This is a genomic window from Methylobacterium sp. 88A, assembly GCF_000376345.1.
In the GTDB taxonomy this organism is placed as follows: Bacteria; Pseudomonadota; Alphaproteobacteria; order Rhizobiales; family Beijerinckiaceae; genus Methylobacterium; species Methylobacterium bullatum.
In genome coordinates this window covers 3,084,068-3,103,464 of sequence record NZ_AQVT01000001.1, presented here as the reverse complement: position 1 = coordinate 3,103,464, position 19,397 = coordinate 3,084,068, and the positions used below count along the sequence as shown (strand labels likewise).

Annotated in this window: 19 protein-coding genes and 3 tRNA genes; 8 read left to right on the top strand and 14 right to left on the bottom strand. The window is 66.6% G+C overall.

The genetic code is table 11. The features are described from left to right. Positions 1 to 84 precede the first annotated feature (84 nt). The 4 genes from A3OM_RS0114950 to A3OM_RS0114935 all read left to right on the top strand — a co-directional run bounded on the left by A3OM_RS0114950 (position 85) and on the right by A3OM_RS0114935 (position 5,660). Complete coding sequence (locus tag A3OM_RS0114950; RefSeq protein ID WP_026176061.1) at positions 85 to 2,382, top strand: FdhF/YdeP family oxidoreductase; 2,298 nt, start codon at positions 85 to 87, stop codon at positions 2,380 to 2,382. Between the two features lie 82 nt (positions 2,383 to 2,464). Further along, positions 2,465 to 2,764, top strand: a complete 300-nt coding sequence (locus tag A3OM_RS0114945; protein WP_018044569.1) for an RNA polymerase sigma factor region1.1 domain-containing protein — start codon at positions 2,465 to 2,467, stop codon at positions 2,762 to 2,764. 121 nt (positions 2,765 to 2,885) lie between these two features. Beyond that, the gene (gene opgC, locus A3OM_RS0114940) at positions 2,886 to 4,031 is read left to right on the top strand and encodes an OpgC domain-containing protein (RefSeq protein WP_018044568.1); all 1,146 of its coding nucleotides are present in this window, start codon (positions 2,886 to 2,888) and stop codon (positions 4,029 to 4,031) included. A gap of 228 nt (positions 4,032 to 4,259) precedes the next feature. Beyond that, positions 4,260 to 5,660 carry a 3-deoxy-7-phosphoheptulonate synthase class II gene (locus A3OM_RS0114935; protein WP_018044567.1) on the top strand — a complete coding sequence of 467 codons (1,401 nt, stop codon included), beginning with the start codon at positions 4,260 to 4,262 and terminating at the stop codon, positions 5,658 to 5,660. Between the two features lie 272 nt (positions 5,661 to 5,932). Here A3OM_RS0114935 and A3OM_RS0114925 read toward each other — a convergent pair whose 3' ends face one another. The 12 genes from A3OM_RS0114925 to rpmI all read right to left on the bottom strand — a co-directional run bounded on the left by A3OM_RS0114925 (position 5,933) and on the right by rpmI (position 17,333). After that, complete coding sequence (locus A3OM_RS0114925) at positions 5,933 to 6,676, bottom strand: NUDIX domain-containing protein (RefSeq protein WP_018044566.1); 744 nt, start codon at positions 6,674 to 6,676, stop codon at positions 5,933 to 5,935. Beyond that, complete coding sequence (locus A3OM_RS0114920; protein WP_018044565.1) at positions 6,633 to 7,112, bottom strand: DUF983 domain-containing protein; 480 nt, start codon at positions 7,110 to 7,112, stop codon at positions 6,633 to 6,635. The genes A3OM_RS0114925 and A3OM_RS0114920 overlap by 44 nt, the downstream gene beginning before the upstream one ends. 200 nt (positions 7,113 to 7,312) lie before the next feature. Beyond that, positions 7,313 to 9,625: a ribonuclease R gene (gene rnr / locus A3OM_RS0114915; RefSeq protein ID WP_018044564.1), complete on the bottom strand. Its 2,313-nt coding sequence runs from the start codon at positions 9,623 to 9,625 to the stop codon at positions 7,313 to 7,315. Positions 9,626 to 9,763: 138 nt separating this feature from the next. Beyond that, positions 9,764 to 10,093, bottom strand: coding sequence for a hypothetical protein (locus A3OM_RS0114910; protein ID WP_018044563.1), 330 nt, complete (start codon positions 10,091 to 10,093; stop codon positions 9,764 to 9,766). A 293-nt stretch (positions 10,094 to 10,386) separates the two neighbouring features. Next, positions 10,387 to 10,965, bottom strand: a complete 579-nt coding sequence (locus tag A3OM_RS0114905) for an NAD(P)H-dependent oxidoreductase (protein ID WP_018044562.1) — start codon at positions 10,963 to 10,965, stop codon at positions 10,387 to 10,389. A gap of 120 nt (positions 10,966 to 11,085) precedes the next feature. Further along, the gene (locus A3OM_RS0114900; protein ID WP_018044561.1) at positions 11,086 to 11,922 is read right to left on the bottom strand and encodes a DUF1186 domain-containing protein; all 837 of its coding nucleotides are present in this window, start codon (positions 11,920 to 11,922) and stop codon (positions 11,086 to 11,088) included. 248 nt (positions 11,923 to 12,170) lie between these two features. Then, the gene (gene pheT / locus A3OM_RS0114895) at positions 12,171 to 14,594 is read right to left on the bottom strand and encodes a phenylalanine--tRNA ligase subunit beta (RefSeq protein ID WP_018044560.1); all 2,424 of its coding nucleotides are present in this window, start codon (positions 14,592 to 14,594) and stop codon (positions 12,171 to 12,173) included. Positions 14,595 to 14,611: 17 nt separating this feature from the next. Next, the gene (locus tag A3OM_RS24085) at positions 14,612 to 15,097 is read right to left on the bottom strand and encodes a hypothetical protein (protein ID WP_018044559.1); all 486 of its coding nucleotides are present in this window, start codon (positions 15,095 to 15,097) and stop codon (positions 14,612 to 14,614) included. Continuing rightward, a complete protein-coding gene (locus A3OM_RS0114885) occupies positions 15,097 to 15,405 on the bottom strand; it encodes a hypothetical protein (RefSeq protein WP_018044558.1) in 309 nt (102 codons plus the stop codon). The genes A3OM_RS24085 and A3OM_RS0114885 overlap by 1 nt, the downstream gene beginning before the upstream one ends. A gap of 22 nt (positions 15,406 to 15,427) precedes the next feature. Continuing rightward, entirely contained in the window at positions 15,428 to 16,510 is a 1,083-nt protein-coding gene (gene pheS / locus A3OM_RS0114880; protein ID WP_018044557.1) for a phenylalanine--tRNA ligase subunit alpha, read from the bottom strand. 198 nt (positions 16,511 to 16,708) lie between these two features. After that, positions 16,709 to 17,083: a 50S ribosomal protein L20 gene (gene rplT / locus A3OM_RS0114875; protein ID WP_018044556.1), complete on the bottom strand. Its 375-nt coding sequence runs from the start codon at positions 17,081 to 17,083 to the stop codon at positions 16,709 to 16,711. Between the two features lie 46 nt (positions 17,084 to 17,129). Next, a complete protein-coding gene (gene rpmI / locus A3OM_RS0114870) occupies positions 17,130 to 17,333 on the bottom strand; it encodes a 50S ribosomal protein L35 (RefSeq protein ID WP_018044555.1) in 204 nt (67 codons plus the stop codon). A gap of 318 nt (positions 17,334 to 17,651) precedes the next feature. Here rpmI and A3OM_RS0114865 point away from each other — a divergent pair. The 4 genes from A3OM_RS0114865 (at position 17,652) to A3OM_RS0114850 (ending at position 18,896) form a co-directional block, all read left to right on the top strand. Next, a tRNA-Asp gene (locus A3OM_RS0114865) sits at positions 17,652 to 17,728 on the top strand. A gap of 57 nt (positions 17,729 to 17,785) precedes the next feature. Beyond that, positions 17,786 to 17,862 (top strand) — tRNA-Asp (locus A3OM_RS0114860). A gap of 125 nt (positions 17,863 to 17,987) precedes the next feature. Continuing rightward, on the top strand, positions 17,988 to 18,203 hold the full coding sequence (locus tag A3OM_RS0114855) for a hypothetical protein (RefSeq protein WP_018044554.1): 216 nt from the start codon (positions 17,988 to 17,990) through the stop codon (positions 18,201 to 18,203). Positions 18,204 to 18,395: 192 nt separating this feature from the next. Beyond that, positions 18,396 to 18,896 carry a CAP domain-containing protein gene (locus A3OM_RS0114850; protein WP_051074329.1) on the top strand — a complete coding sequence of 167 codons (501 nt, stop codon included), beginning with the start codon at positions 18,396 to 18,398 and terminating at the stop codon, positions 18,894 to 18,896. A gap of 25 nt (positions 18,897 to 18,921) precedes the next feature. On the opposite strand, the gene A3OM_RS0114845 is transcribed toward A3OM_RS0114850, so the two are convergent. After that, a complete protein-coding gene (locus A3OM_RS0114845) occupies positions 18,922 to 19,176 on the bottom strand; it encodes a hypothetical protein (RefSeq protein ID WP_018044552.1) in 255 nt (84 codons plus the stop codon). Positions 19,177 to 19,222: 46 nt separating this feature from the next. Next, positions 19,223 to 19,298 (bottom strand) — tRNA-Val (locus A3OM_RS0114840). Between the last annotated feature and the right edge of the window lie 99 nt (positions 19,299 to 19,397).

The window sequence follows — 19,397 nt, the reverse complement described above, 5'->3', positions numbered from 1 at the left end:
AGCCGCACCCCGGAACAGGGACTCGGCGCTGCCGTTGGCTTGCCAACCGACCCAGTGTCAGAGGCCCTGTGAATGACCGACAAGATGGCGGAGCCGAAGATCGAGGCCTATGACGGGCCGGCCGGCGGCTGGGGCTCGGCGCAGTCCCTCACCGAGATCCTCCTGCGGGAGGAGATCCCGGTGTCGGGCGCGGCGCTGCTGATGAAGCAGAACAAGCCGGACGGCTTCATGTGCGTATCCTGCGCCTGGGCCAAGCCCGCCAAGCCGCTGACGTTCGAATATTGCGAGAACGGCGCGAAGGCGACGGCCTGGGAGCAGACCGCCAAGCGCTGCGGCCCCGATTTCTTCGCCAGGCACACGGTGACGGAACTCCGCGACTGGACGGATTACGCCCTGGAAGAGCAGGGCCGGCTCACGCATCCGATGCGCTACGATGCGGGCAGCGATCGTTACGTGCCGGTCTCCTGGGACGAGGCGACGGCGGCGATCGGCCGGGAGTTGCGCGCCGTCGATCCGAAATCGGCGGTGTTCTACGCATCGGGCCGGGCGTCGCTTGAGACGTCCTACATGTACGGGCTCCTCGCCCGGATGTACGGCAACAACAACCTGCCCGATTCCTCCAACATGTGCCACGAGCCGACCTCCGTCGGCCTCAAGGCGTCGATCGGCGTCCCCGTGGGAACGGTGGTGCTGGAGGATTTCGACACCACCGACCTGATCCTGTTCTTCGGCCAGAATGTCGGCTCGAACGCGCCCCGGATGCTGCACCAGCTGCAGGAGGCGCGCAAACGCCGGGTACCGATCGTCACCTTCAATCCGCTGCGCGAGCGCGGGCTCGAGCGCTTCACCAACCCACAATCGGTGGTGGAGATGGCGACGCGCCACGCCACCGAGATCTCGACCCAGTACCATCAGGTGAAGGCGGGTGGCGATCTCGCGGCGATCACCGGGATGTGCAAGGCGCTCATCGCCGCCGACCGGGAAGCGCTGAGCGTCGGGCGCCCCGGCATCCTGGACCGAAGCTTCATCGACGAGCACACCCACGGGTTCGACGCCTTCGCGGCCTATTGCGAGTCACAGGATTGGGCGGCCCTCGAAGGCCGGTCGGGTCTCACCCGCACCGCCATCGAGGCGGCGGCCACCGTCTATGCCCGCGCGCGTGCCGTCATCGGCGTCTACGGCATGGGATTGACTCAGCATCGCAAGGGCACGGAATCCGTGCAGATGCTGGTGAACCTCCTGCTCCTGCGCGGGAATATCGGGCGGAAAGGCGCCGGTCCCTGTCCGGTTCGCGGCCATTCCAACGTCCAGGGCCAGCGCACGGTGGGGATCACCGAGAAGCCGGAACTCGCGCCCCTCGATGTCTTGAAGGAGCAATACGGTTTCGAGCCGCCCCGCGAGAAGGGCCTCAACACGGTGGAGGCCTGCGAAGGTATCGTGTCCGGGGACGTGAAGGCCTTCATCAGCCTCGGCGGCAACTTCGTCCGCGCCATCCCCGAGACGGTTCGGATGGAGGAGGCGTGGCGGACCATGCGGCTCACCGTGCAGATCTCGACCAAGCTCAACCGCTCGCACCTCATCAACGGTGAGGTCGCCTATATCCTGCCCTGCCTCGGCCGGATCGAGATCGACACCCAGGCAAGCGGACCGCAGGCGGTCTCGATGGAAAGCTCGACCTCGTGCTTCCATGGCTCGCGGGGCAAGACCAATCCGGTGAGCGACCAGGTCCGCTCCGAGCCCTGGATCGTCGCCGAGATCGCCAAGGCGACGCTGGAGCCGAATCCGAACGTTCCCTGGGACTCATGGGTCGGTGACTATTCCCGCATTCGCGGGGCCATGGAGGCGACCTACCCCTCGGTGTTCCACAACCTCGAAGGCCGGATGTTCGAGCCGGGCGGCATCCACAAGCCGCTGGCCGCCCGCGACCGCCGCTGGGAGACGGAGACGGGCAAGGCCAATTTCACGGTTCCGGAGGGAATCGAGGCCGATCCCGACATGCCGCTGCGGAGCGAAGATGCCCTCGACCTCATCACGTTGCGCTCGAACGACCAGTTCAACACCACCGTCTACGGCTATGACGACCGCTTCCGTGGCGTGAAGGGCACGCGGACGATCCTGTTCATGAATGCCGACGACATCGCTCGCCTGGGCTTTGCCGATGCCGAGATCGTCGACGTGACGACGGTCTCCGACGATAGGGTCCGTTCGGTGGAGGGGCTTCGCATCGTCGCCTACAACATCCCGCCAGGGAATTGCGCGGGCTACTACCCGGAGCTCAATCCGCTGATCCCGCTCTGGCACCACGACGAGCAATCGAAGACGCCGGCCGCCAAGGCGATCCCGGTGACCATCGCCCGCTCGACCTCGACCCTTCAGGGTTGAGGCCGCCGCGTCCTCCGGCGCCATGAAGTCGGCGATGCGGGGCTCTCTTGTTTCGAGCGGCTTTCGCGCTCCATAACGGGGCATGGCAAAGAACGACGACGCGCACGACCGGCGCCAGGCGATCATCGACCGAATGCTGGAACAGGCGCTGTTTCCGGATGTCGATCGTCGCCTGCCGAGTCACGACGCCCTGCCGGAGGACATGCGTGAGACGGTGGATCGCCTGCTCGCCAAGGCCGAAGCGCAGCGGGCGCGCCGCCTGACCTACGAGGATCTGGAGGAAGCCCTGCCGCCGCGCGACGTGACGGCCGAGGATCTCGAGGCGATCTTCTGGATCCTGTCGGAACACGGCATCGCCGTGGAGGACGGGGAAGGGGAATAGGGCGAGGCAGCCGCTCCCGCGTAAGGAGCGAGCGTGCCGTCCTCGACAAGTCCGGAGAAACGCAGTCTTAACGGGAACTCGTCCAAACTTGGTTGTAGACCAATTTCTGGACGACTCTTCCGTGATCGAGCGGCGCACGACGATCGATGCCATCCGTGGTCTCTGCCTCGTCAACATTTTCGTCAATCATCTCGATGGCGGCTATCTCTTCCACCTCTCGCCGTCCCGCCTCGGCTTCTCCGACAGTTCGGAGGTGTTCGTCCTGCTCAGCGGGATCTCGACGTCGCTCGCTTTCTCGAAGCGCCCGCATCCAGTGGACGTCGCCGGGCTCGTCAGACCCCTGTGGGTGCGGGCCATGCGGCTGCACACGTTCAATATTGCCCTTATTCTCGCGACCCTCGCCCTGCTCGCGCTCATTCTGGAAATCCGCGGGCCAATCGGCGAGGTCACGGGCGACGCGGCATTGCTGCGCGACCACGGCCCCTGGACGATGTTCTGGCATGCGGTGACGTTCCGTCAGACCGTCGGCTATTCCAGCGTCCTGCGCCTCTACGTAGTGCTGATGCTGATCGCACCCGTCCTGCTGCGCCTGGCCGTGTGGCGCTGGTGGACCCCGATCCCGCCCGCGCTGATCACCTGGGCCATCGCCGGCCATTTCGATCTCGTCTTGCCCAACAGTCTGTCCGGCCAACCCTTCGCCCTGACCATCCTGCCCTGGACCCTCCTGTTCGCGACAGGGATCGCCCTCGGCCGGGCGATGACGCTGGACGTCCCGTTGCCCCATAGCGGATCGGCGCTTGCCCTATCCCTGGCCTACCTCGCCACCTACCCGATGCTCGCCGCGATCGTGATCCGCGTCTCGCCGGACGCCCTCGAATGGGCGGAGCATCGCAACGCGTCGTTCTGGTTCGGCGCCAGCAAAACCTACCAATCGCCGCTGCGTTTCCTGCATGTGATGGCCCTGGCCTATGTCGTCGCCGCCGCGCCGCGCGCGCCGCTCATCCGCCTGTTGTATCGGATGGGGCCCGATCACCCTCTCAGTCGCCTCGGCCGGAATTCCCTTCTCGTCTTCACCGTCGGGGCCGTCGCAGCCGTGGCGGTGAGCGAAATGCTCCATCTCGTCAGGATCCACGTCACCGACGTCCTCGCCGCGAGGATCGCCATCGAGTTGGCGCTGACAGGCATCTTCATTCGCGCCGCGCTCTGCCTCTCACCCAAGGCCTCGCGCCCAGGTCGATCCGCTCCGGCGGTCCCCGCCATGGCGTGAGGCCCGAGGAACCCGGCCGCCTTCGGTCTCGCCCCCTCGATGTCACGGGCGAGGAACCCGCTCGCCGTTCCGCCGTCTCGCCGTCTCGCCGTGGCGATGACCTCGCGCGCGGGGCAGCCCGTCGATCCGAAGCGCTCGCTTCTCTCCGAGAACCGCTCTATAAGCCGCGCTCTTCGCAAAGGATTCCCCCTTTCGTGAAGCCGGCCGAGAGGTGGACGGGAGATCATCATGGGCGAGCGTTGGACATCGAGGACCGGTTGGACGCCGACATCTTGGCGCAACCTGCCGATCCAGCAGGTACCGGCCTATCCGGATGCCGCTGCGCTCCAGACGGTCGAGACCCAGCTCGCCAGCTTTCCGCCCCTGGTTTTTGCAGGTGAGGCGCGCAAGCTGAAATCCGCGCTCGCCCGCGTCTCCACCGGGGAAGCCTTCCTGCTGCAGGGCGGCGATTGCGCCGAGAGCTTCGACGAGCATTCGGCCGACAACATCCGCGATTTCTTCCGCGTCTTCCTGCAGATGGCGCTGGTGCTCACCTTTGCCGGTGGGTCACCGGTGGTGAAGGTCGGGCGTATCGCCGGGCAGTTCGCCAAGCCGCGTTCCTCGCCCACCGAGACCATGGATGGCGTGAGCCTGCCGAGCTACCGGGGCGACATCGTCAACGGCATCACCTTCACCGAGGAAGCGCGCATCCCCGATCCGCGCCGGCAGTTGGAGGCGTACCGCCAGTCGGCGGCGACGCTCAACCTGCTGCGTGCCTTCGCCACCGGCGGCTATGCCAATCTCGAGAACGCACACCGCTGGATGCTCGGCTTCGTCAAGGACAGCCCGCAATCCTCGCGCTACCAGGACGTGGCGGAGCGGATGAGCGACGCCCTCGACTTCATGCGCGCCATCGGCATCAACCCCGAGACGCATCAGGAGGTCCGCACCACGGATTTCTTCACGAGCCACGAGGCGCTGCTGCTGGGCTACGAGGAGGCGCTGACCCGCGTCGATTCCACCAGCGGCGACTGGTACGCCACGTCGGGCCACATGCTCTGGGTCGGCGACCGCACCCGCCAGGCCGACCATGCGCATATCGAGTATGCGCGCGGGATCAAGAACCCGATCGGGCTGAAATGCGGGCCGTCGATGACCTCGGAAGGGCTGATCAAGCTGATCGACCAGCTCAACCCGGAGAACGAAGCGGGCCGCCTGACCCTGATCTGCCGCTTCGGCGCGGACAAGGTCGGTGAGCATCTGCCCGGTCTGATCCGGACGGTGGAGCGCGAGGGCCGCAAGGTCGTGTGGGTCTGCGACCCGATGCACGGCAACACCATCTCGGCCGGCCGCTACAAAACGCGTCCGTTCGAGCGGGTGATGACGGAGATCGAGGGCTTCTTCGGCGTCCACCGGGCGGAGCAGACCATCGCCGGCGGCATCCATCTGGAGATGACCGGCAAGAATGTGACGGAATGCACCGGCGGCGCTCGCGCGCTGACGGCCGACGACCTGCAGGATCGCTACCACACCTATTGCGATCCCCGCCTCAATGCGGAGCAGGCACTGGAAGTCGCGTTCCTCACGGCCGAGCTGGTCAAGCGCGAGCGCGCCGAGATCGTCCGCCCGCGCCTCGACGCCGCCGAGTAACACTGCACCGAGGCCGGCATATGAAAGAAGCCCTCTCTCCCGGCAAGGGACAGAGGGCTTTTCCATTTCATACCCGCCGCGAGGCCATCGCGCCGGTGGATGTTTCCGTCCCAATGCGGCTCAGTGCAGCCAGGACGTGAAGAAGTAAATCAGCAGAATGATCGGCAATGGGATGCCGATCAACCACAGCAAACCGCCCTTCATCATGGTCGAACTCCAACTCTATCCTCGTTTGTTCAACGGAATGTGAGCGGGTCCGGTTCCTGGATCGTCTACAGAACCTCGCGGACGTTCCTGCCGTTACGCTCGTAGAAGAACGGGATCGGCAGGTAAGGCGCGAACCCGCCGGCGATCTGCAACTCCAGCTCATCGAGGACCACGCGGGTGATTCGCGGCAGGTCGAGTTCCCGCGCCTCGGCGAAGCTCACCCAGGCGAGTTCCACGAGTTCGGATGTCGGCGTGACGATCCCCGGCTGTTCGGCGGCCACGGCCTTGCGGTCGATGGTGAAGAAGCGCGTGTCGAACCGGCGTGGCCGGCCCGGCGGCGTGATCGCCCGCGCCACGAGGTGGAGCGCTTCGAGATCGGGCATCACACCGAACTGCTTGAACGCCTGCCAGCTTCCCTCCGGCACCGTCTCGGGCGGGCCGTATTCGGTGGTGCCGAGGAAGAGGCCGGTCTCCTCATGGGTCTCGCGGATCGCCGCCAGGGCGAGCGCCCGCCCGAGGGAGTCCGAGGCGCGGGGCACGCGCTTGGCCAAGGCATCCTCGGCCCGCGTCGAGAGGGCTCCTGCCACGCTCATGCGCCGGTCTCCGGGCTCGATCCTCCCGCCGGGGAAGACGAACTTTCCGGGCATGAAGGCGAGGCCCTCATGCCGCTTGCCCATCAGGAATTTCGGTTGGCGCGCCGTGCGGTCGATGATGATGAGGGTCGCCGCGTTGCGGGGCCGCAGAGCGGCGGCGCGCCTGGGGGATTCAGGCGCGGCCGAGGCCGGGGGTAGGATTGTCGCTTGGTCCAAGCTGAACCTCCTCGGAGCGGGCAATTGCCACGCTTGGGGCCGTCGGTAGCGTGGCAAAGCCCCCCATGCCAAGGGCGTACTGCAATCCGACCACGGCGCCTTTCACCGGCTGCAGCAGGGCAAGGGCCGATCCGAGAGTGACGATCGGCCAGAACGTGAGCTGAAACCACAACGGCACGTCGTAATTCGTCTCGAGTTCGAGAATGAAGTAACCGACGATGTGGCCGATGATGAAGATCACAACATAGGGAGGAAGGTCGTCGGCCCGGTGGTGGTGGAATTCGAGCCCGCACGCATCGCAGGCCGGGCGCACCTTCAGGAACTTGCCGAAGAGCTTGCCCTCGCCGCAATGCGGGCAGCGGCACACGAAACCGCGCGCCATGGATTTGACGAGGCCGATGCGCTCACCGGGCAGGGACTCGACGCTCGCTGTCATGGCTTCCCTACTTTCTGCTTCAAATCTCGAAAGCCGCAACCTCATCCCGAGGTGCCCGCGAAGCGGGCCTCGAAGGAGCCTCCAGCCACCACTGAGCCAGTTGGAGCCCTCCTTCGAGGCCGCTGACGCGGCCCCTCAGGATGAGGGGAGCGGTAGGGAGAGATGAACGCTCAACGTTCAGTGACCCTACACCAGCCGCCCTAGCGGCGCGACCCGCGGTGGCGCGACCCGGAGTTGCGGATGCCGGCGGGCCTGCCGGGCGCTCCGGCCTTGTGGAAACTCGGCGAGCGCGGAGATCTCGCCCCCCCGGCCCCGGGCCTCGTCTGGCCTTCGGAGAGCAGTTCGAAGCGCAGCGCTCCGGCCACGGCCGCCGCCTCCACCAGCCTCACCTCCACCCGGTCGCCGAGGCGATGGGTCTCGCCGCTGCGCGAGCCGACCAGGGCATGGCGGGCCTCGTCGTGGTGGTAGAAATCGTTGCCGATGGTGGAGATCGGCACGAAGCCGTCGGCACCGGTCTCGTCGAGCTTGATGAACAGCCCGGCGCGGGTGACGCCCGAGATCTGGCCGGTGAAGGTGGCCCCGACCCGGTCGGCGAGATGATGCGCGATGAGCCGGTCGATGGTCTCGCGCTCGGCCGCCATGGCACGACGCTCGGCGGCCGAGATCTGCTCCCCGATCTGGTCCAGGGCGCCCACCGTCACGTCGGAGGACAGGCCGTCAGGGCCGAGGCGGCAGGCGGCGATCAGCGCGCGGTGAACGATGAGATCGGCATAGCGCCGGATCGGCGAGGTGAAATGGGCGTAGCGCCTGAGATTCAGGCCGAAATGCCCGAGATTCTGCGCGGCATAGACGGCCTGCGCCTGCGAGCGCAGAACCACCTCGTTGATGAAGATCGCGTGCTCGGTCTCGGCCACGGAGCCGAGGATGCGGTTGAACAGGGCGGGGCGGAGTGCCCCTTCCTTGGGGATCTTGATGCCGATGGAAGCGAGAACCTCGCCGAGCGCGCGCATCTTCTCCAGGGCCGGCTCGTCATGGACCCGGTAGATCAGCGGCTGTTTCGCCTGTTCCAGGGTCTCGGCGGCGGCCACGTTGGCCTGGATCATGAACTCCTCGATGAGCCGGTGCGCGTCGAGGCGGGCCGGCACCACCACCCGGTCCACGGCCCCGTCCGGCGTCAGCAGCACCTTCCGCTCCGGCAGGTCGAGGGCGAGGGGGCCGCGTGCCTCGCGCGCTGCCGTCAGGGCCGCGTAAGCGGCCCAGAGCGGGCGCAGGATCGGCTCCACCAGCGGCGCGGTCGTCTCGTCGGTGAATCCGTCGATGGCCGCCTGCGCCTGGGCGTAGGACAGCTTGGCGCGCGAGCGCATCATCACCCGGTGGAAGCTGTGGCGCTTCTTCACCCCGTCGGGGCCGATCACCATGCGCACGGCGATGGCGGGGCGATCCTCCTTCTCCCTCAGCGAGCAGAGGTCGTTGGAGATGCGCTCCGGCAGCATCGGCACGACGCGATCCGGGAAATAGACCGAGTTGCCGCGCAACAGCGCCTCGCGGTCGAGGGCCGAGCCGGGGCGGACATAGGCGGCCACATCGGCGATGGCGACGGTGACGACGAAGCCGCCCTGATTGGCCTCGTCCGGGTCCGGCATCGCCATCACGGCGTCGTCATGGTCCTTGGCGTCAGGCGGGTCGATGGTCAGCAGCGGCTCGGCGCGCCAATCCTCGCGGCCCTTCATCCCCACCGGCTCCACCGCGTCGGCCTCGGCCAATGTGTCGGCAGCGAAGACGTGGGGGATGTGGTGGAGATGGAGCGCGATGAGGCTCACGGCGCGCTCCGAGCCGAGCGACCCGAGGCGCTCGGTCACGCGCCCTCGCGGCAGGCCGAACCGGCTCTCGCTCACGAGGCTGACGCTGACGAGGTCGCCGTCCCGCGCCTCGCCTTCCTCGCCGGCCGGGATCGCGATCTCGCGTCCCTGCGCCCGCTTCTCCACGGGCACGATGCGACCGCCATCGGGGCCGGAGCGGTAGACGCCGATCACCTCCGCCTTGTTCTTGCCGATCACCTTGATGACACGACCGGAATAGCGCCCACTCTCGCCGGGTATGAGTTCGACGCGCAGAAGGGCGCGGTCCCCGATACCGGGGGCTGCGCGGCCCGGCTTCTTGCCGCTGCGCGGTGAGGAGACCAGGATCTTCGGAGGCGGGCCCTTCGCATGGTCCCATTCCACGGGAACCGCGAAGAAATCGCCGTCGCGATCCCGCGACTTGATATCGGCCAGCGTCACCGGCGGTAGCCGGCCGGGCGGCACCAGCCCGGCCCGCCCGCGCTCGATCTCCCCTTCCTCCTCGATCTCCTTGAGGATGCGCTTCAAGCCGATGCGGTCGGCGCCCTTGATGTCGAAGGCCGCGGCGATCTCGCGCTTGCCGACCTTCTCGGTCGCCTGCGCGATGAAGGCGAGGATCTGCTCGCGGGAGGGAAGGGCGCTCTGCCCAGGGTTGGGATTGATGCGTCTGGCCAAATGTCTCTGGGCTCGAACTCGTATAACGCGCCGCTCATGTCTTGGCGGCGAGAGGTCGAAAGGCCTCAGGCTCGGGCCTTTCCACATCCGTCAACATGGGACCGCGCGAGGCCGGGGGCAATGTTCTTCCGGTGTTCATCAACCGGTGGACGCGGAACCGGCGATCCGCTCCACGCCGAGATCGACGTCGAAGCCTGGGTCGAGCAGGTCGGCGAGAGTAAACGGGGAAGAAGCCGGCAGGCCAAACGACACCCGGCCCTCCGAAGCCTGAAATTCGGGCGACTCGGCCTCGCCCACGGCCAGCGTCCAGATCCCGTCGATCTTGAGGGATTTCGCCGCCTCGGCGTCGGAGACGAGGGCGGCATGGGCGCGCCGCGCCTCCTCGCGCCAGCGCAGGCTTTCCGCATCGTCCGAGATCAGGGACGCCTTCACGAGGCTGGCGAGAAGGGTCTGAAGAATCGTCGTCATTGCTGCGGCCTCCGGCATCATGGAGGGTCAACGCGCAAGACCCGCGCCGGGCCTCGCATCGGCGGGTTCCCGGCACGGAGCACCACCCTCAAAGCCTGTTTGAGTTGCTTTTCCAACGCTCTAGCTCATCCTGAGGTGCCGCGTAGTGGCCTCGAAGGAGGCTTCCAGACATCGTGCGCCAACTGGAGGGCTCCCCCAAAGCCCGCTGACGCGGGCTCCTCAGGATGAGGCGGTCTGCTGGGATGCTCGACTCTGGCGTGAGCATCCGCTGAGAAATCCAATCGAACAGGCTTTCAATACGGGGTGCCCTTGGCGCGCTGCGCCTTCAGCGCCTCGGCGTGCCAGACGAGCTCGTCGAGGAACCGCTTGGCGGCCTTCGAGAGCCATTCCTCCTGCGGCACGCCCTCTTCGTCGAGCGCCTTGTGGATGCGGGGGATCGGCAGCAGCGAGGCGATGCTCGGCGCGCCGAGCTCGGCCATCATCGCCCGGAGCTGCATCGCCGCCCGTACCCCGCCATATTGACCGGCCGAGTAACAGACGATGGCCGAGGGCCGCCAGAAATACTCTTCGAGAAAGTGATCGAGCGTGTTCGAGAGGGCCGGCGGGATCGAGTGGTTGTACTCGGCCGAGACGACCACGAACGCATCCGACCGGCGGTAGAGCGTGGCAAGGTCCTCCAGCACCGCCGGCGCCTCGCCCTTGGGATATTCCTTGTACATCTTGTCGAGGAGCGGAAGCTTCAACTCGGCCGGATCCACGAGCGGAGCCTCGATGCCGCGTTCCTGCATTTGCGCCACGAGGAATCGCGCTGCGCGCAATCCCTGGCGCTCGCTGCGGACGGAGCCGAGGATGATGGGGATCACGAGGGACATGACGCTGCTCCGGCGAAGATGAATGCGGTGGGTTCATCGTAACGCCACAGGTGAAGGCTGTCGCGTCCTCGCGACCGGACCCGCCGGACCTTTACGGTCCGGGCCGATCCTCACCCTTCGTCAGGCCGCGTTGAGGCAGCACTTCTTGTACTTCTTCCCGCTTCCGCACGGGCACGGATCGTTGCGGCCGATCTTCACCGGATTGCGGATCGGAAGGCCCGCCCCTTCGGCGGTCCAGGCCAAGGCCCCGATGGGATCGTCGAACGTGCCGTAATTCTGTCCGTCGAACCGCTGCAGGTCGCTCGGCTTCGCGGTCGCCCGGCGAAGGGTGGTGTGAAACCACCCTGCATCGCTGAACTCGTCGCTCAAACGCCCGTCGGCCCTGGCCGCCGTGCTCCGCAGGGCAAGGTCGGCGAAACCGAGAAGCGCGATGGTCTCCTCCCAGCCGACCCAGGCGATGTCGCCCTCGACGGCGGCGCGCTTGTCGTCGAACCGCACGAGGAGATCGTGGGTCTGGGTCCGGTCGATCCGTCCGATCTGGGTCAGGTAGGCGAGGGCGGCGAAGACTTCGTAGCGGGCAAAGCCGTCCACCGTCGAATCGAGCAGCAGCGCATGCATCGGCGCCACGTCGCCGTCGAAGAGGCTGGTGAGCATCTTCGCCATGGTGATGGTGAGGGCGTCGCCGAGGAGCGCGTCCAGCCCGTCGGAATCCTCGCGCCGCAGGATGGTGAGAAGCGGGAGGAAGGCCCGCGTCTCGCCGGCCGCCGCCAGGACGTGTACTCCCCAGAACAGCAGGTTGCCCTGCGCCTCGTCGAGCTCCTTGCCCTCCGCCGCCATGCCGAGAACGGCGAGGACCGGCTCGGCGATGTCGGCGGGGCTCGCCAGGGCCTCAAGCATCGCCGCCTTCGGCAGATGCTTGGCGGCCGACAAGACGTCGATCAGTTCCTGGTTCGCCATGTGGTCGGCTTCCTTGTCTGGAGTTCCGAGCGCCGTTTCAAAGCCTGTCTGATCGGATTTTTCGGTGGCTGCTCATGCTCGAGTCGATCATCGAAGCAGACAACCTCAGCCTGAGGTGCCTTTGCCCCGGCGAAGGGCCTCGAAGCAGGCCTCCAGAGGCCGGTGCGTGATCTGGAGCCCTCCTTCGAGGCCGCTACGCGGCATATCAGGATGAGGTAAGGCCTTGGAAAAACACCTCAAACAAGCTCTCACCCCCTCAAAGTCGCGCCGGTCTTGCGGGCGACCTCGGCGACGATCTTGGCCGTCACGGCCTCGATCTCCGTGTCGGTAAGGGTCCGCTCCACCGGTTGGAGCCTCACCGCGATGGCGACGGATTTCGCGCCCTCGGGGATGCCCGTCCCCTCGTAGATGTCGAAGACGTCGATCCCGGCGATGAGCTTGCGCTCGGCAGCTTGCGCCGCCTTCACCACGTCGCCCGCCGCCACGTCGCGCCCGACGACGAAGGCGAAGTCGCGCGAGATCGGCTGGAAGTCGGAGAGGGCCAGCGCGGGCTTCACCTTGGTGGGGCGGTATTTCGGCAGGGGGATCGTATCCAGGGTGATCTCGAAGGCCACGAGCGTGCCCTTCAGGTCCAGAGCCTTCATCACGCGGGGGTGGATCTCGCCGAAATAGCCGATCTGGTTCTTCGGCCCGAACTGCATCGTGCCGGAGCGTCCGGGATGAAGCCAGGCGGGGCCACCCGCCACGATCTGGAGGCCGCCGGTCGGCACGCCCAGCGCCGTGAGGAGCGCCAGGGCGTCGGCCTTGGCCTCGAACGCATCGACGGTGGCGGCGGCCCCCGCCCAATGGCGGCCGGCGCCCTCGTGGCGTGCCGTTCCCCGGCGAATGGCCGTGGCGCGGATCGACTGGCCCTCGGGCTGGTCGGTCTCGAAGCACTGGCCGACCTCGAACAGGGCGACGTCGCCATAGCCCCGGTCGGCGTTGCGCTGGGCCGCCCGGAGCAGGCCGGGTACCAGGCTCGGGCGCATGTCGGAGAGATCGGCGGCGATGGGGTTGGCCAGCGCCAGATCCGCCTTGCCGCCGCCGAACAGAACGGCGTCGTCATGCGGGATGAACGACCACGTCACCGCCTCAACGAGGCCGCGCGTGGCCAGCGCCCGCTTGGCGAGGCGCGTGCGCTTCTGCAGGGGCGTCAGCGTCGCCTTGGCGATGGCGGCATCGCCGCGCGTCAGCGGCTTCGGCTCGATCCGGTCGAGGCCGGCGATGCGGATGATCTCCTCCACGAGATCGGCCTTGCCTTCCACATCCGGGCGCCAGGACGGGGTGAGAACCTTCACCCGGTCGCCCGAGCCGGCCACGTGGAACCCAAGGGTCTCCAACGTCACCTTCATCTCGGCGCGGGACAGCTCGATCCCGGCGAGCCGGCGGGTCTCGGTCCAGGGGAAATCGATGACACGCTCGGTCTCGGGCAAGTCACCGGCAATCACCGCCTCGCTCGGCGAGCCGCCGCAGATCTCGACGACCATGCGGGTGGCGAGGTCGAGGCCCGGCAGGGCGAAAACGGGATCGACGCCGCGCTCGAAGCGGTAGCGGGCATCGGTGATGATGCCGAGGCGCCGGCCGCTCTGGGCGATGTTCACCGGGTCCCACAGGGCGGATTCGATGATGACGTCCACGGTGGCGTCGTCGCAGCCGGAGGCCTCGCCGCCGATGATGCCGCCGATGGATTCGGGGCCGTTCTCGTCGGCGATGACGACGATGCCGTCATCGAGCGCATAGGTCTTGCCGTCGAGGGCCTTCAGGCTCTCGCCGTCGCGGGCGCGACGGACCGTGAGAGCGCCCTTCACCTTGGCCGCGTCGAAGACGTGGAGCGGGCGTCCGCGATCGAAGGTGAGGTAATTGGTGATGTCCACGAGCGCGTTGATCGGGCGAAGGCCGATGGCGCGCAGGCGGGCCTGCATCCAGTCGGGGGAGGGGCCGTTCTTCACGCCGCGCACGAGGCGCAGGGCGAAATACGGGCACAATCCCTGATCGAGGGGCTCGAAATCGAGGGCGACCGGCACGGGGCACTCGCCCTCGCCACGCACAGGCGGCATCGACTCGCGCTTCAACACGCCGATGCCGGCAGCCGAGAGATCGCGGGCGATGCCGTGGATCGAGGTACAATCCGGGCGGTTCGGGGTGAGGTTGATCTCGATGACCGGATCGTCGAGCCCGGCATAGAGCGCGTAGGCCTGGCCGGTCGGGGCGTCCGCCGGCAGGTCGAGGATGCCGCTGGATTCCTCACCGAGGCCGAGTTCGGCGCCCGAGCACAGCATGCCGAGGCTCTCGACGCCCCGGATGTTGCCGACCGCCAAGGTCTTGTCGAGACCGGGCACGTAGGTGCCGGGGGGCGCGAACACCGTCTTCATCCCGGCGCGCGCATTCGGCGCTCCGCAGACGACCTGCACGGGCTGCCCGTCGCCGGCATCCACGGTGCAGACACGCAAACGGTCGGCATTGGGGTGCTGTTCGGCCGTGAGCACATGGGCGACGACAAAAGGCGCGAGCGCCGCCGCCTTGTCCTCGATGCCTTCGACTTCGAGGCCGATCCGAGTCAGCGTCTCGGAGATGTTCTCCAAAGACGAGTCGGTGTCGAGGTGCTCCTTGAGCCAGGAGAGGGTGAATTTCATGAGTTCGTCTCTTCGGCTCAGAGGGGCCGGGTTCTGGCGATCAGGAGAACCGCAAGCTTCTTGCGGTCGAGCGTCGTGAGAGATTCGATCAACGTCACGGTCTGTTCCGCAAGCTCGATGTAGCGCAACGTCTCGTCATGACGAACCTTCAGAGTAGGCGGCGAATAGTCGGCGGCGTTTCGAGCTTCCTGCAAACTTAGGAAGTTATTGCCGATATCGGTAACGGTCGGTCCGATCAGGTTCGCATCCCGGCTGTTGAGACGCTTCTTTGCCGTTCCATGATCGAGCAGGCGGTAGATCGGTTCGACGATGTCGTTCTCCTGGGTCCACCCGATCAATTCACTCGCGCAAATGAAGCAGAGAGCGTGAAAGACAGAATAGTAGGCCCCGCTGACCGCCCGGCGCATCGCCGCTTTGCGCAGGTTCACCCGGCCGCGCGTGTCCGCGAGCGCGCGGGATGTTTCCAGGAGATCGTAGACGAGTGGATTTCCGAGCCTCGGCATCAGTGCCGGTCCGGTATTGATTCCGATGGGTCGTCGCCGAGCACTTCGTCGTCCGGATAATCGTAGCGAATGTACGGAAATCGCTCCTCGCCCTTATCGAGCAGCCGCTTCCGCAAGGCCGAGAGTGCCCTGGTCGAAGCGTCTCCGCTGGTCACCCCTGCCTTCGGCCTGAAATGCGCCGTCACATGGAGCGAGGGCTCGCCGTCGAAGTCGGGAGCCGGACGAACATCGGCGCTCTCGAACCCGTGCGGTCCGAGCGTTTCCCGCAGCACCTCGTTGGCGACCTGTCGGATCTCCTGCTCGGTCATGCGCGATCCCTCCCTCGGCATCCTAACTCGTCAGCCCGGCCACCAAGCTCGGGATGTCCAACGGGCGGAAGCCGTAATGCTCCAGCCATCGCACATCCGCCTCGAAGAACGGGCGCAGGTCGGGCGTGCCATATTTCAGCATCGCGATCCGGTCGATGCCCATGCCGAAGGCGAAGCCCTGGACGAAATCCGGGTCGTAGCCGCAATTCCTGAGCACGTTCGGATGGACCATGCCGCAGCCGAGAATTTCGAGCCAGTCGGTGCCCTCGCCGAAGCGGATCTCGCCGCCTTTGCGCGAACACTGGATATCGACCTCCGCCGACGGCTCGGTGAAGGGGAAGAAGGACGGCCGGAACCGCATCTTCACCGCATCGACCTCGAAGAAGGTGCGGCAGAACTCCTCCAGCACCCATTTCAGGTTGGCGATGGTGGCGCTCTTGTCGATCACCAGCCCCTCGACCTGATGGAACATCGGGGTGTGGGTCTGGTCGGAATCGTGGCGATAGGTGCGGCCGGGGCAGATCACGCGGATCGGCGGCTCCTGGGACCGCATGGTGCGGATCTGGACCGGCGACGTATGGGTGCGCAGCACCTTGCGCTGGCCGTTGCGGTCGGGCGCCAGAAAGAACGTGTCGTGCATCTCGCGCGCCGGATGGCCGGGCGGGAAGTTGAGGGCGGTGAAGTTGTAGTCGTCGGTCTCGATGTCCGGGCCTTCGGCCACCGAGAAGCCCATATCGGCGAAGATCGCGGTGATCTCGTCCATGACCTGGCTGATCGGATGGATGCGCCCGCGCGCTTCCGGCGCCTCGCGCACCGGCAGGGTGACGTCGATCCGCTCCGCCGCGAGACGGGCTTCGAGGGCGGCCTCCGCGAGCGCCTCGCGCCGCGTGGCGATGGCGCCCTGGACCCTGTCGCGCAGGCCGTTGATGAGCGGACCGCGCTCCTTGCGCTCGTCCGGCGTCATGCTGCCGAGGGTCTTCAGCAGGTCGGAGATCGAGCCCTTCTTGCCCAGAGCCGCGACGCGCACGGCATCGAGGGAGGCCTCGTCGGACGCGCTCCCGACCTGTCCGAGCAGATCGCCTTCGAGGGTTTCGAGATCGGTCATCGGTTCAAACCACCGGTTGGCATCTGGCCTTCGGATCGTGTGCGGCCCCCGCGAGCGGTTTTGCGGGTAAGCGCCGCCAATGCAAGCGCGCCTGCCGACGATCCTTTGCGAAAAACGAAGGCGCGGCACCTTTCGGTCCGCGCCTTTCGCATCGACGAATGAGAGGGCGTGTGAACGCGCCTCAGGCAGCCTTACGGATCAGGCAGCCTTGGCGAGGTCCGGGAGAGCGGCCTTGGCCTTCTCCACCACCACCGCGAAGCTAGCCGGCTCGTGAATGGCGAGCTCGGACAGGGCCTTGCGGTCCACCTCGATGCCGGACTTCGCGAGACCGTTGATGAAGCGCGAATAGGTCAGGCCGTGCTCGCGGACAGCGGCGTTGAGGCGCTGGATCCAGAGAGCGCGGAACGTACGCTTCTTGTTCTTACGATCGCGGTAGGCATACTGCATGCCCTTCTCGACCGCCTGCTTGGCGATCCGGATCGTATTCTTGCGCCGGCCGTAATAGCCACGGGCGGCCTTGAGGACTTTCTTGTGCTTTGCGTGACTGGTCACGCCGCGCTTGACGCGGGCCATGGGTTCTCTCCTGGATTACGAAAACAGTATCGGCTGCGGCGAAGGATTACCGGCTGTTGGGCAGGAAATACTTCTTCACGTTGGCAGCATCGCCCTCGAACAGGGTGGTGGTGCCGCGCAGGTTGCGGATCTGCTTCGTCGTCCGCTTGATCATTCCGTGGCGCTTGCCGGCCTGGGCATACATGACCTTGCCGGTGCCGGTGATCTTGAAGCGCTTCTTCGCGCCCGACTTGGTTTTCAGCTTGGGCATTTGGCTCTCCTGAACGCGCATGCCCTCCGACCCTGGGACAGGTCGAAGGCGTGCGCTCGGTTGATGCTTCTGATGGAGCAGCACGAACCGCCACGGCAGCCCTATCGGCCGGGCGGTTCAACGCGAGGGGGCGTATGACAGAAAAGAGACGTGGTTTCAATGGCGGCCGTGCTCGTCGAGCCGTCGCCCCGCCCGCGCGATCCCGTCTCGAAACGACGGTGACCGGATTTTCCATGGAAATGCGGCGTCCGGTTGCTTGACAGGCAGGGGTGCGGAAACTAGACCCCCGACACCGCCGGAAACGGGGCGGAACGCCGTGCGGGCGTAGCTCAGTTGGTTAGAGTGCCGGCCTGTCACGCCGGAGGTCGCGGGTTCGAGTCCCGTCGCCCGCGCCACGTCCATCATCGACCTGCATCATGTGGGACGATCCGAATGCCAAGCTACCCAGATACGCGGGCGTAGCTCAGTTGGTTAGAGTGCCGGCCTGTCACGCCGGAGGTCGCGGGTTCGAGTCCCGTCGCCCGCGCCATTCACACAACCCAAATCACCGAACGCGCAGCCTCGAGACGGGTCGCGCCGGGGATACCCTCGACACGGGACGTTCGCGCCCTAGCCTTTTCCCGAGCGCAACTCGCGAAATGGGCTGTCCGAACCATGGCAGGCTTCTTCTTCCTGTATTTCACCGCCTGCATGGCGAATGCGCCAGAAACCTGCGAATCGAAGCGGCTGCCGCTCGATGTCGCCGATGCGAGGGGCTGCATCCGCGTGGCACAGCCGCAGTTGGCACGGTGGATCGACACCCATCCGGATTACCGCATCACAGCGTGGCGCTGCGGTTCGCCGCCCCGGGACCTCGGCACACGGATCTGACCGGATCGGCGACAGGTTCGAACTCCGCCTGAATCCATCCGCACGGGCATCATGCGTGGCGGATCGGACACATCCGCCCGTCCAGCGCCTCGGTTCGCGCCGCCGCCGCGATTTCGCCCCATCGGACCCGGATGGCCGAGCCGACGACACCGCAGCGCAGCGAACCGGCACCGAGCGATGATCCCCTTTTCCATGTCTCCCATTCTGGCGCGGCTATGCGCCGTCGTCCTCGTGGGGAGCCTGCTGACGCTCGGCGGCTGCGGCGGGCCGACGATCCTGCCCGAGGCCGACAACCTCACCAGCCCGGTGATCCTCGACGAGGGTGCCGCCGCCGCGGCGATCTCCCGCTACAGGGCGTCGCACGGCCTCGGCCCGGTGGTGCTGGATTCCAGCCTGATCCGGGCGGCCTCCTACCAGGCGGAATCCAATGCCAAGGCCGGGAGGCTCAGCCACGAGATCGGCGGCACCTTCGAGTCGCGCATGGCGCGGGCGGGATTTGGCCGTTCGTTCGCGGCCGAGAACCTCAGCGCCGGCTCCAACACCTTCGACGAAGTGCTCGCTCGCTGGAAAAATTCGTCCGAGCACAACAAGAACATGCTGATGCCTCAGCTGAAGCGGATCGGCATCGCCCGCGTCGATGCGCCGGGTACGCGCTACAAGCGCTTCTGGGCCCTGGTCCTCGCCGGAAACTGAAGCGCGTAGATCTTCTCCGCGCGGCTCAATCCGGGATCTGGTCCGCTTCGGTCAACCCGTCCTGGATGCTGCGGATGATCGTGCGCATCTCGGGGATCATCGCGATGGCCCTGGCGATCCGCAAAGCCTCCTCGCGGGTCATGAGGCCGGTCGCCTCCCGCTTCTCCGCCTCGTCGGAAAAGTAGGTCCAGGCCACGGCGGCCCCGTCCGCATCCTCGATGCAGAAACTCTCGACCTTCTCGACGACGAGCCAGGGTGTGGGGAAGCCGCGCGCGGTCATCGCTGGTCTCTGTAGCCGGGGAGGGGCAAGGGAACGGGAAGAGGCGTGGTGGGCGGTGACGGGCTCGAACCGCCGACCCTCTCCGTGTAAAGGAGACGCTCTACCAACTGAGCTAACCGCCCGATGCGCGCCGCATCGTTAATCCAAGCATCGTCGGGATGGCAACCCTCAGCAGGCCACAAAGAAAAGGCCCCGGAGCCTACTCCGGGGCCTTTCCTTTT